The organism is Shewanella gaetbuli, from assembly GCF_023284065.1.
Taxonomy (GTDB): Bacteria; Pseudomonadota; Gammaproteobacteria; order Enterobacterales; family Shewanellaceae; genus Shewanella; species Shewanella gaetbuli.
In genome coordinates this window covers 82,340-94,739 of sequence record NZ_JAKIKP010000002.1, presented here as the reverse complement: position 1 = coordinate 94,739, position 12,400 = coordinate 82,340, and the positions used below count along the sequence as shown (strand labels likewise).

Here is a 12,400-nt window from a genome sequence, read left to right as displayed (position 1 = left end):
CATAGCAACTATGCTTCAGTAAAGGGCGATTAGGTAAGGAGCGGATATGTCTTTAACAGCTACTGGAATTGGTTCCGGATTAGATATTTCTACCATTGTTCAAGTGCTTGTAGATTCTGAAAAAATACCTAAAGAAGCACTATTTAATCGTACTGAAGATCAGATTAATGCCAAAGTCTCTGCTATAGGCACGCTTAAAAGTGAAATTTCAAAATTTCAAGATGCTATTGAGAAACTGCAAAGTGGGGAATTACTAAGCCAGCGAAAAGTTTCGACTGGTGACAGTCAATTTTTTACTGCAACAGCTGGGAAGCTTGCTCAATCAGGTAGCTACTCTATTTCCGTTGAACGATTAGCACAAGCCCATAAAGTTGGCGGCGCCTATGCTGCAGATCCCAAAGCCGCAATAGGTGAAGGCTCACTTGATTTTACGGTAAATGGCAATAGTTTTTCAGTAGATATTGACGCTGCTGATGACATGTATGCTATTGCCAGTAAAGTTAACTCTGCTTCTGACAATAGTGGCGTAGTCGCCACTGTGGTGAAAACAGATTTGGGTAACAGAATCGTATTTGGTTCTGAAGAAACGGGTGTTGCTAATCAAATTAGTGTTACAGCAACAGACACTAGTGGCACTGGATTATCAGATATGTTCAATGGCGCTAGCTTGTCAACTTTAGTTAATCCTCAAGACTCTATTATTTATGTTGACGGGCAAAAATTAACGTCATCCAGCAATACCGTAGATGATGCCATTGCTGGAGTGACACTTGAATTAACTGATGCAGATATTAATTCCACCTCAACGTTAAAAATCGAGCAAGATACTGATGCAGTAAAAGACAATATTCAAGAGTTTGTAGATTCATACAATAACTTAATCTCATCCATTGAAAAGTTATCATCCTATGATGTCGACAGCGAAAAAGCTGCTGCATTACAAGGTGATTCGATGATTCGATCTCTGGAGTCTCAATTACGGAAAATGGTCAGCGAACGGGTAACCGTCGATGGAGGTGAAATTGCTTTGTATGATATTGGCATTTCAACAGACCGTTACGGAAAGTTAAATGTTGATAGCACTAAACTCGAAGAAAGCCTCACCAATAATATGGCAATGATTGAAGGATTGTTTTCTACCCCTGATACTGGTTTAGCGAATCGATTTGATAGTTTAGCAGATAATTACGTGAAAACGGGTGGGTTAATCGATAGCAGAAATAACTCCTATACTGAAGAAACAAAACGCCTCACTTTACAAAGAGAAGCGTTCAGTTTGAAAATGGAACAGTTAGAGTCTAGGTTATTAAAACAGTTTAATACCATGGACTTAATTGTGGCACAATTAAATCAACAAAGTGCAGGTTTAGTCGAAAGGCTCAACTCACTCCCTGGTTCTATTAGTAATAAATGATTTTGATAGCAGGATAGAGTTTAGTGTCTTCTCAACTTGAACAGATTAATATTAGCCTTTTTAATTTATTAAAAGAGTTAGATGAACTACCTGCAGATGCTCAAGCTGCAGATGAGTTGGTATTGTTGTTGCATACCCAGATGGAAGAGCGTCAAACTTTAGTCAATGAGTTATTGGTGAAGCCCGTTTATGATGGACTAGCCTCTGAGTTAAGTAAGCAAATTGATTTAACTAATTCACTTAGCGTGATGTCAACCAAAGTGATGAATAAGCGTAAAGAGCTTTTAAACAAAAGACGCTCGAATAAGAAAAAAATTAATGTTTACGAATACATAGACTCTAATAGGTAGGTAATTATGAGAGGTTCGTTAAAGTCTTACAGAAAAGTTTCACTTGAAAGTGAGATAGCCGTCGCGTCACCACATAGAATCATTCAAATGATGTTTTTAGGTACTTTAGAGCGTCTTGCGCAGTGCCGATATGCCATAGAAAATAAAGACTTTGAACAAAAAGGCATATTGATTGGCAAAGCCATTGGGTTAATTAATGGTTTAAATAGTAGCCTTAATATGGACGCTGGTGGAGAAATCTCGCAAAACTTGAGTCGCTTGTATGATTTCATGCTGGTTAGATTGTCAGAAGCAAACTTGAATAACGATGTTAATGCAGTTGATGATGTATCAAGTATTATAAAAACCATTAAAGAAGGTTGGGATGCTATTCCGCAAGAACAGCACCACCTTACCGCCGAAAATGATTAAGATTCTTACCACTTTCACTTAATCAGCAAACGCTAATTGAATTAATTTCATTAGCGTTTTTTAGTTTTAATCTGATTAGTTGCATGAAAAATCAGCGATTATGCACTAATATCAAATAAGATAACTATTTAATCATTGAAGCGCTTGCTTATGTAGCATGGTTAATACAATATTTACTTTTAAAGGCAAAAATCATCAATTTATATTTACGATTCTGCTTTATAATTGATGAAACTTGTTTGCTTAAGTCACAATTTGTGACGTTTTATGATGTGGTTTTGCGTATAATCACGCAATCATACTTTTGAACTTATACTTATAATAAGCTTTTGGCCTACTGAATGATGCAAATAGAACAACGAATCTTAATTGTTGGTAACCTTTCTGAGCGCGTAACTCGCTTGTGCTGCATTTTTGAATTCTTAGGTGAACAATGTGAAATTGTGAACACTGAGGGCCTGTTACCTCTTGTTGAATCAGCTCGTTTCAGAGCCATTGTTGTTGTATCCGATAACATTCCAGTTGAAACCATTAAAAATATTGCTGCAATTGCACCGTGGCAACCCTTATTGCTTTTAGGCAATGCTCAGGTAGAGCTTTCTAGTGTGTTAGGGGTGATCGAGGAACCTGTTAATTACCCGCAACTTACCGAGTTACTTCATTTTTGTCAGGTCTTTGGTCAAGCTAAAAAAGATCAAGTTCCTACAAGTGGCAATCAAACCAAATTATTTAGAAGCTTAGTTGGCCGTAGCCAAGGCATTGCTAACGTCAGGCATCTTATTAATCAAGTGGCCAGTTCTGATGCGACCGTTTTAGTGCTAGGCCAGTCTGGAACCGGTAAAGAAGTGGTTGCGCGTAATATTCATTATATTTCTGACCGCCGTGATGGGCCGTTTATTCCGGTTAACTGTGGAGCTATTCCGCCTGAATTATTAGAAAGTGAGTTGTTTGGCCATGAGAAGGGCTCTTTTACCGGAGCGATATCCTCTCGAAAAGGCCGTTTTGAGCTTGCCGAAGGTGGGACATTATTCCTCGATGAAATTGGTGATATGCCGCTGCAAATGCAGGTTAAATTATTACGCGTATTGCAGGAAAAGGTGTTTGAAAGAGTCGGTGGTAGTAAGACTATCTCTACTGATGTGCGTATTGTGGCTGCAACTCACCGTGATTTAGAAGCCATGATAGAACAAAACGACTTTCGTGAAGACTTATTTTATCGCTTAAATGTTTTCCCGATTGAAATGCCCGCTCTGAGCGAACGTAGTGAAGACGTGCCATTGTTATTACAAGAGCTTGTCAGTCGCGTGTTTAATGAAGGTCGTGGTAAGGTCAGGTTTACTCAGCGAGCAATTGAATCGTTAAAAGAGCATTGTTGGTCGGGTAACGTTCGTGAGTTATCTAATTTAGTTGAGCGGTTAACCATTCTGTATCCAGGTGGATTGGTTGATGTTAACGACTTACCGCAAAAGTATCGTCATATTGATGTGCCAGAATATTGTGTTGAAGTTAGTGAGGAGCAGCAAGAACGAGATGCGCTCGCTTCTATTTTTAATGATGAAGAGCCGATTGATATTCCTGAGTCACGTTTCCCTGCAGAGTTACCGCCGGAAGGGGTTAACCTTAAAGACTTGCTGGCTGAACTTGAGATTGACATGATTCGCCAAGCACTAGAGCAACAAGATAACGTGGTTGCAAGAGCGGCAGAAATGCTAGGCATTAGGCGAACGACCTTAGTTGAAAAAATGCGTAAATATGGCATGAGTAAAGAGTAAGCCCATAACCCGCGCGCCATACACTAAAAAGCACATCAACATGATGTGCTTTTTTTTGGCATAATTAATGCAGTTACCCGTTATAAGTAATTCTTTTGACGGAGTCGCTATGTTAAGTGCACAAGCGGTAACACAGTATAAAGATTCGAATTTTAAGCATAATATGCTTTTGTTGGATGAGTCTAAAAATGCTACCTTGCAATCAAGCAACGCACCTGCATTTCAATATGACAGTAAATTGACTCACTTGCCGGAACAAAAGGTTGAGGAAGCGGCCAACATGTCAAATCAAATGGCACACATCTTACAAGCTCTTCCATCTGGCGTGGTGATTATCAATGGTGATGGTGTTATCACATTAGCGAATCCAATGGCGTCTGAATTATTAGGGCGACCATTACAAGGGTTGCGCTGGTTTGATGTTATTCAACGAGCATTTTCGCCTCAAGATGATGATGGGCACGAAGTGTCACTTAAAAATGGTCGCAGAGTTAAATTAGCTATTACGCCATTAACGCCTGAGCCGGGTCAATTAATTGTATTAACAGACTTAACTGAAACCCGACTATTACAAAAAAACTTATCCCATCTGCAACGGTTATCGGCATTAGGGAAGATGGTGGCGACCCTTGCACATCAAATTAGAACACCTTTGTCGGCAGCGTTGCTCTACGCCTCAAACTTAGCCAGCCCCAAGTTAGCTGAAGAATCTAAAAGGCGTTTTCAATCAAAACTTGTTGATAGGTTAAATGAGCTTGAGCGACAAGTTAATGACATGCTGCTGATGGCTAAAGGTCGTCAAGATGCTAAGTCAGAGCAAGTTGCAATAAGTGATATTGTTAATATTGTTATGGCAAACTGCGATGTTATTGCCACTAAAAAGTCCTGTGAGATTTTTCAAGAGTGTCATACTGACGCAACGTTGCTGGCTAATAAAGATGCACTGAGTTCGGCAGTTAACAACCTTGTGATGAATAGCTTAGAAGCGGGGGCGACTAAGATTAAAATTTTGGCTCATGAGTCTAATGAGCAAATTATGTTAGATGTGATTGATAACGGGAAAGGGCTGGATGCAACGATGCAGCAACAGGTTTTAGAGCCATTTTTTACCACAAAATCACAAGGTACAGGTTTAGGCTTAGCGGTTGTTCAATCAGTTGTACGAAATCATGGTGGTCAATTACAATTATCTTGTAAGCCTCAAATGGGCTGCCAAGTACGACTGTGGTTTCCCAAAATGAATACTGATGAAAGTAACATTGCGGATAAGGAGGTCTAAAATGTCTGAAGGAAAGCTACTGCTTGTAGAAGATGATGCTGACTTAAGAGAGGCATTGCTGGATACATTATTACTGGCACATTATGAATGTGTTGATGTTGCTAGTGCTGAAGATGCCATTCTAGCCCTTAAAGCACAGACTTTTGACTTAGTCATTAGCGATGTACAAATGGATGGGATAGGCGGGTTAGGCTTGTTAAGCTACCTACAGCAAAATTTACCTAAATTACCCTTATTACTGATGACGGCTTATGCCACCATTGATAGTGCCGTTAATGCGATAAAACTGGGGGCGGTTGATTATTTGGCGAAGCCATTTGCGCCTGAAGTATTATTGAATCAAGTATCACGCTATTTGCCTCAAAAGCAAAATCATGACCAGCCGGTGGTGAAAGATGAAAAAAGTTTAGCTTTATTAGGCTTGGCTCAGCGCGTTGCCGCCTCTGATGCATCAGTGATGATTATGGGGCCAAGTGGTTCAGGTAAAGAAGTGTTGGCTCGCTATATTCATCAAAATAGCTCACGAAAAGAGCAGCCTTTTATTGCCATTAATTGTGCCGCTATTCCAGAAAACATGCTAGAAGCGACTTTATTTGGATATGAGAAAGGCGCATTTACAGGCGCTTATCAAGCGTGTCCAGGAAAATTTGAACAAGCGCAAGGTGGCACATTATTATTAGATGAAATTTCAGAGATGGAATTAAGCCTGCAGGCTAAACTATTAAGGGTGCTTCAAGAGCGTGAAGTTGAACGCTTAGGTGGCCGAAAAACCATTAAGTTAAATGTCAGAGTATTGGCAACATCTAACCGTGACTTAAAATCTATGGCAACATCCGGTGAGTTTAGGGAAGATCTTTATTATCGGATAAATGTGTTCCCATTAACTTGGCCAGCATTGCATCAAAGACCGGCGGATATTTTACCGTTAGCCCGTCATTTAATGACCAAGCATGCTAATGCTTTTAATATTCAGCCTGTTCCAGAATTAGATGAAGTTGCAACTAGAAGATTACTGGCGCATCGATGGCCTGGCAATGTCCGTGAACTGGATAATGTTATTCAACGTGCATTAATTTTAAACAATGGCGGCTTGGTCACGGGGCAGGATATTATTATTGATTCTGCGGATGTTGCTCAACATCAAGATAATGGACAGCCAGAAAGCGCTATAGAAGTTGAAGGGCTTGGTGGAGAGTTACAAGCTCAAGAACATGTCATTATTTTGGAAACCCTTAATCAATGTAATGGCAGCCGTAAACTGGTTGCCGAAAAGCTAGGCATTAGTGCGCGAACCCTCAGATATAAAATGGCAAAAATGCGTGATGCAGGGATCCAATTACCCGCATAAGTATTAGTCCACACTTATTTTGCTTAAAATGCACACAAAAGCTACCTGTTACGGTAGCTTTTGCTTTATCAAATTCCATATTGGCACTCAAATTGCTTTATCTATATTAAGACAGATAGATATCGTCAAATATTCGACGAACGGAGTGTTAACATGCAAATCAATGGCAATCCATTACTTCAAGAAATGCAATCTTTGCGCGGTGAAATTTCTCCTTCTATAGGCTCAAAAATTAGCCCTAACTTGACACAACAGGTCAACAATACCACTGGTGCAGATTTTGGTCAGTTGTTGTCACAAGCAGTAGGGCATGTAAGTGGGCTACAACAGCATTCATCAAACTTAGCTACTCGTTTAGATATGGGTGACACCACGGTGACATTATCCGATACCGTTATAGCGCGTGAAAAGTCAGGTGTCGCATTTGAGGCTACTGTACAAGTACGTAATAAACTGGTTGAAGCCTACAAAGAAATTATGAGTATGCCAGTGTAATTGGCACCAATTTGTTGCTAAAGATTAATTGATAAAAGTAGGGACATATTGTGAGCACAGACATAATGGTTGGTTCTGATACCACAGCAGATGCGGGAATAACGCAAGAAAATAAATCTGGTTTGCTTGGCAATATTGGCGGGGCAGATATGATGCGTCAAGTGACCATGATTTTGGCACTTGCGGTATGTTTAGCTTTGGCCGTCATTATTATGATGTGGGCTCAAGAGCCTGAATATCGTCCCTTAGGTAAAATGGAAACCTCTGAAATGATCCAGGTGTTGGACGTTTTAGATAAAAATAAAATTGACTACCAAATTGACGTTGATGTGGTCAAAGTTGCCGAGCATCAATATCAAGATGTGAAATTACTTTTGTCTCGTGCAGGCGTAGAAAGCAGTAGCCAAGTTGATGACTACCTAAGTAAAGACAGCGGTTTTGGTGTTAGCCAGCGCATGGAGCAAGCACGCTTAAAGCACAGCCAAGAATTAAATTTAGCCCGCGCGATTGAAGAGTTAAAAAGTGTTACCCGTGCCAAGGTTATTCTAGCGTTACCAAAAGAAAACGTATTTGCCCGCAACGCCTCAAAACCGAGTGCCACAGTAGTGGTTAATGTTCGACGCGGCATGTTAGGACAAGAGGAAGTTGATGCTATTGTTGATATTGTCGGCTCAGCAGTACAAGGCTTAGAGCCCTCACGCGTAACAGTAACCGACTCAAATGGACGTTTGCTTAATTCAGGTAGCCAAGATGGTGCTTCAGCCCGCGCAAGAAGAGAATTAGAACTGGTTCAACAAAAAGAAGCAGAATACCGTAATAAAATTGACTCCATCTTAATGCCGATTTTAGGGCCTGAAAACTATACTTCTCAGGTTGATGTCAGTATGGACTTTACTGCTGTGGAACAAACCGCAAAACGTTTTGACCAAGATTTACCTGCATTACGCAGTGAAATGACGGTAGAACGTAACTCATCAGGTGGGGTTGCGGGCGGTATACCGGGAGCACTGACCAATCAACCCCCTATGGATGCCGATATTCCCGTTGATGCGGCAGACGCGGCTGAAACTGCCAAAGCTAATGATACCCACAAAGAGGCTACGCGTAATTTTGAGCATGATACCGTTATTAGCCATACCCGCCAGCAAGTGGGCCAAGTTAGACGTGTCAGTGTATCGGTCGCATTAGACTTTAAACCTGGCCCAGTGGGTGAAGATGGACAAGTAACCCGCGTACCAAGAACCGAACAAGAGTTAACTAATATTCGTCGTCTTCTTGAAGGTGCGGTTGGCTTTAGTAGCCACAGAGGTGATGCGTTAGAAGTCGTAACCGTGCCGTTTATGGATCAATTAATGGAAGAGTTACCAGAACCGAATATGTGGGAACAACCTTGGTTTTGGCGTGCGGTTCGGTTAATTTTAGGCGCATTAGTAGTATTGGTATTAATTCTGACCGTTGTCAGACCGATGCTGAAACGCTTAATCAATCCTGATAGTGTTGATATGCCAGCTGAAGCAAGATTAGGCCACGAATTGGCTGAAATAGAAGACCAATATGCCGCAGATACCTTAGGCATGCTGAATACCAATGATGCAGAATACAGTTATGCCGATGATGGTTCTATTCAAATACCGAATTTACATAAAGATGATGACATGATTAAGGCGATTAGAGCCCTAGTGGCCAATGAGCCTGAATTATCCACTCAAGTAGTTAAAAACTGGTTACAAGACAATGGCTGATGAAAAAGTAGAAAAAGCAGAGAAAGTCGCGTTTGATCCTGATTCAGTAACAGGAATTGAAAAAACCGCTATTTTACTCTTGAGTTTGAGCGAGGCCGATGCCGCGTCAATATTAAAGCACCTTGAGCCTAAGCAGGTACAAAAGGTGGGCATGGCCATGGCAGCGATGGAAGAATTTGGTCAAGAAAAAGTGATTGGCGTACATAAACTTTTTTTAGATGACATTCAAAAATTCTCGTCTATTGGTTTTAATAGTGAAGAGTTTGTCCGTAACGCGTTAACCGCAGCATTAGGTGAAGATAAAGCCGGTAATTTGATTGAACAAATTATCATGGGCAGTGGTGCCAAAGGGTTAGACTCATTGAAGTGGATGGATGCAAGGCAAGTGGCTACTATTATCCAAAATGAGCATCCGCAAATTCAAACTATTGTGTTGTCTTATTTAGAGCCAGATCAAGCGGCAGAAATATTCAGCCAATTTCCTGAGAACACGCGCCTTGATTTAATGATGCGAATTGCCAATTTAGAAGAAGTTCAACCTGCTGCATTGCAAGAGTTAAATGATATTATGGAGAAACAATTTGCAGGCCAAGGTGGGGCGCAAGCTGCGAAAATGGGTGGTCTTAAAGCTGCTGCTAATATTATGAACTACCTTGATACTGGCATTGAAAGTCAAATTATGGAAACAATGCGTGAGTCTGACGAAGAGATGGCGCAACAAATTCAAGATATGATGTTTGTGTTCGAAAACCTCATTGACGTTGATGACCGTGGTATTCAAGCCTTACTGCGTGAAGTTCAGCAAGATGTGTTGATGAAAGCCTTGAAAGGTGCTGATGATGCGCTGAAAGAGAAAATTTTGGGCAATATGTCTAAACGTGCCGCAGAGTTGCTACGTGATGATTTAGAGGCGATGGGGCCGATTAGAATCAGTGAAGTAGAAGTGGCTCAAAAAGAAATTCTTTCGATTGCGCGTCGTCTATCTGATAGCGGTGAAATCATGCTCGGCGGTGGTGGCGGAGAAGAGTTCTTGTAACGCAGCCTAGCAGCGAATAATGATAATGCACTCATAAATGGATAATGATATGACTGACTCAAAAGTGGCCAAAAAAGTATTACAGGTTGAGGATGACCACGAGTTCAGTCATTGGCATTTACCTGACGTGACTGAAAATGAAGCCGACAAACCGTCTAACTTATTTGGTAAGCATGGTGCAGCTTATAAAAGTGACCGTCCTAAAGCCGATTTACCACCGCAAATGCCAACTATGGCAGAAATTGAGGCCATTCGTGCTGATGCTGAACGAGAAGGTTTTGAACAAGGCCAACAACAAGGGTTACAGCAAGGTCTTGAGCAAGGGCGATTAGAGGGATTAGCCCAAGGCCATCAAGAAGGCTTTGCACAAGGTGAGCAACAGGGTTACGAGGCTGGAATGACTAAAGCTGAAGAGCTTATGCAGCAATTTTCTGGCTTAATTAACCAGTTTGAACAACCTTTAGTTATTCTTGATACTGAGGTTGAAGCCGAAGTCGTATCAATGGCAATTTCAATGGCAAAAGCTGTCATTCAACAAGAATTAAAAACCCACCCAGAACATATTGTGGCAACCATTCGGCACGGGGTTGATGCATTGCCCATTAAGGAGCAAAAAGTCAAAATTCGTTTGCATCCTGACGATGCTAATTTAGTGACAAACTTATACGGTCAACAACAATTGCAGCAAAATGATTGGTTTGTGGAAATTGATCCCAGCCTTAGCCAAGGCGATGTGTTTATTGAAAGTTTACGCAGCAGTGTCAATTTAAGTGTGGCGCAACGGACGTCACAAATTTTTAGTGGATTAGAAGCGCAGTTAACTCAACTACATCATCAAGTTCAAGAAAACAAACAAGCGGGCAGTGTTTATACCACCGCAGAAGTTGATGACCCTGCGCAAGAGATAGCCTCCCTCAAACAACGTGCAGTTGAAGACTCTATTGAAGAAACCAATACCAAGCAGAGTGCTCAAATAGAGGCTGAAGTGGATGTTGAGCCAGAGGCAGTTGATGCTACTGGCGAAACGGTCACTGATGAAGTTAACGATAGTGCCAAAAATGCTGGCAATGCCACGATTGATGAAATGAGCGAGAGTACAGATGGCATTAATGACAGCTTACTCAAGGGGGAAGGTGATACCCAAGACCCAAACATAGGTGAGTCTGATGATAAATCGTCAACATCAACTGCTGAATAAAATAAAGCTTCATCATCAAACTGTTACGCCATTACGCCCTATTGCTAGTGGTCAACTGGTGCGGGTTGTGGGGCTAACACTTGAAGCAACAGGTTGTAGAGCCCCTGTAGGCAGTTTATGTTCTATCGAAACCATGGCTGGTGAGTTAATTGCGGAAGTAGTCGGTTTTGACGACAAATTATTATATTTAATGCCAGTAGAAGAGCTTAGAGGCGTGCTTCCTGGTGCCAGAGTGCAACCACTGGGCGAGCAATCTGGCTTAAATGTCGGCCTGAGTTTATTAGGCCGAGTATTAGATGGCAGTGGTCAGCCTTTAGATGGTTTAGGGCCACTAAATACCCATGAGCAAGCTTCAAGACATCCACCCTATATTAACCCGTTATCACGTCGCGCGATTACTGAACCATTAGATGTTGGTGTAAGAGCCATTAACGCGATGCTAACCGTAGGTAAGGGCCAACGTATGGGCTTATTTGCGGGTTCGGGAGTAGGTAAAAGTGTGTTGTTAGGGATGATGACCCGAGGCTCAACCGCGGATGTGATTGTGGTTGGCTTAGTGGGTGAACGTGGACGAGAAGTAAAAGAGTTTATTGAAGAGATTTTAGGTGAAGAAGGCCGAGCGCGCGCTGTTGTGGTTGCTGCCCCAGCAGATACTTCACCGTTAATGCGTTTAAGAGCGTGTGAAACCTCTACCCGTATAGCTGAATATTTTAGAGATTTAGGTCATAACGTATTATTGCTGATGGATAGTTTAACCCGCTACGCCCAAGCACAACGAGAAGTGGCCTTGGCGGTAGGTGAGCCACCTGCAACCAAGGGGTATCCGCCTTCAGTATTTGCTAAATTACCACGACTGGTTGAACGCGCTGGCAACGGTGGGCCTGGTCAAGGCTCAATTACTGCATTTTATACCGTGTTGACCGAAGGGGATGATCAACAAGATCCCATTGCTGATGCTTCCAGAGCTATTTTAGACGGCCATATTGTGTTATCGCGTACGTTAGCTGACTCAGGTCATTATCCCGCCATTGATATTGAACAATCGATTAGTCGGGTTGCGCCCATGGTGGTCAGTGATGAGCATTTAGAAGCCATGCGACGTGTCAAACAAATGTATTCACTGTATCAACAAAATCGTGACTTAATTTCCATTGGCGCCTATTCACAAGGGAGCGACCCTAGAATTGATAATGCTATTCGCTTACAGCCAGCAATGAATGCCTTTTTAAGACAAAACTTTAAAGAAGCCATTAATTTTGAGAATAGCGCATTAATGATGTCGCAAATTGCAGGTCAGTGTCAGAATTAATTCTGCAAAACAATTCGTGATTTAAGTTAATATTGAGTAGGCGGAA

General features: G+C 41.6%; 11 protein-coding genes. All 11 read left to right on the top strand.

Translation table 11 applies throughout. The features are described from left to right. Positions 1 to 46 precede the first annotated feature (46 nt). The 11 genes from fliD to fliI all read left to right on the top strand — a co-directional run bounded on the left by fliD (position 47) and on the right by fliI (position 12,354). Positions 47 to 1,414: a flagellar filament capping protein FliD gene (gene fliD, locus L2672_RS03110; RefSeq protein WP_248994382.1), complete on the top strand. Its 1,368-nt coding sequence runs from the start codon at positions 47 to 49 to the stop codon at positions 1,412 to 1,414. Between the two features lie 23 nt (positions 1,415 to 1,437). Then, positions 1,438 to 1,764, top strand: coding sequence for a flagella biosynthesis chaperone for FliD, FliT (locus L2672_RS03105; RefSeq protein ID WP_248994381.1), 327 nt, complete (start codon positions 1,438 to 1,440; stop codon positions 1,762 to 1,764). 6 nt (positions 1,765 to 1,770) lie between these two features. Continuing rightward, a complete protein-coding gene (gene fliS / locus L2672_RS03100; protein ID WP_248994380.1) occupies positions 1,771 to 2,175 on the top strand; it encodes a flagellar export chaperone FliS in 405 nt (134 codons plus the stop codon). A 341-nt stretch (positions 2,176 to 2,516) separates the two neighbouring features. Continuing rightward, complete coding sequence (locus tag L2672_RS03095; RefSeq protein WP_275974944.1) at positions 2,517 to 3,947, top strand: sigma-54 dependent transcriptional regulator; 1,431 nt, start codon at positions 2,517 to 2,519, stop codon at positions 3,945 to 3,947. Positions 3,948 to 4,110: 163 nt separating this feature from the next. Beyond that, positions 4,111 to 5,226 (top strand): sensor histidine kinase, encoded by a 1,116-nt coding sequence (locus tag L2672_RS03090; RefSeq protein WP_248994731.1) that lies wholly within the window; start codon positions 4,111 to 4,113, stop codon positions 5,224 to 5,226. A gap of 1 nt (position 5,227) precedes the next feature. After that, positions 5,228 to 6,574: a sigma-54-dependent transcriptional regulator gene (locus tag L2672_RS03085; protein WP_248994379.1), complete on the top strand. Its 1,347-nt coding sequence runs from the start codon at positions 5,228 to 5,230 to the stop codon at positions 6,572 to 6,574. A 153-nt stretch (positions 6,575 to 6,727) separates the two neighbouring features. Further along, positions 6,728 to 7,069 carry a flagellar hook-basal body complex protein FliE gene (gene fliE, locus L2672_RS03080; protein ID WP_248994378.1) on the top strand — a complete coding sequence of 114 codons (342 nt, stop codon included), beginning with the start codon at positions 6,728 to 6,730 and terminating at the stop codon, positions 7,067 to 7,069. Between the two features lie 62 nt (positions 7,070 to 7,131). After that, complete coding sequence (gene fliF / locus L2672_RS03075) at positions 7,132 to 8,811, top strand: flagellar basal-body MS-ring/collar protein FliF (RefSeq protein WP_248994730.1); 1,680 nt, start codon at positions 7,132 to 7,134, stop codon at positions 8,809 to 8,811. Further along, positions 8,804 to 9,847 carry a flagellar motor switch protein FliG gene (gene fliG, locus L2672_RS03070; RefSeq protein ID WP_248994377.1) on the top strand — a complete coding sequence of 348 codons (1,044 nt, stop codon included), beginning with the start codon at positions 8,804 to 8,806 and terminating at the stop codon, positions 9,845 to 9,847. Before fliF ends, fliG begins: the two co-directional genes overlap by 8 nt. Positions 9,848 to 9,896: 49 nt before the next feature. Continuing rightward, complete coding sequence (gene fliH / locus L2672_RS03065) at positions 9,897 to 11,045, top strand: flagellar assembly protein FliH (protein WP_248994376.1); 1,149 nt, start codon at positions 9,897 to 9,899, stop codon at positions 11,043 to 11,045. Next, positions 11,014 to 12,354 (top strand): flagellar protein export ATPase FliI, encoded by a 1,341-nt coding sequence (gene fliI / locus L2672_RS03060; RefSeq protein ID WP_248994375.1) that lies wholly within the window; start codon positions 11,014 to 11,016, stop codon positions 12,352 to 12,354. Before fliH ends, fliI begins: the two co-directional genes overlap by 32 nt. Positions 12,355 to 12,400 lie beyond the last annotated feature (46 nt).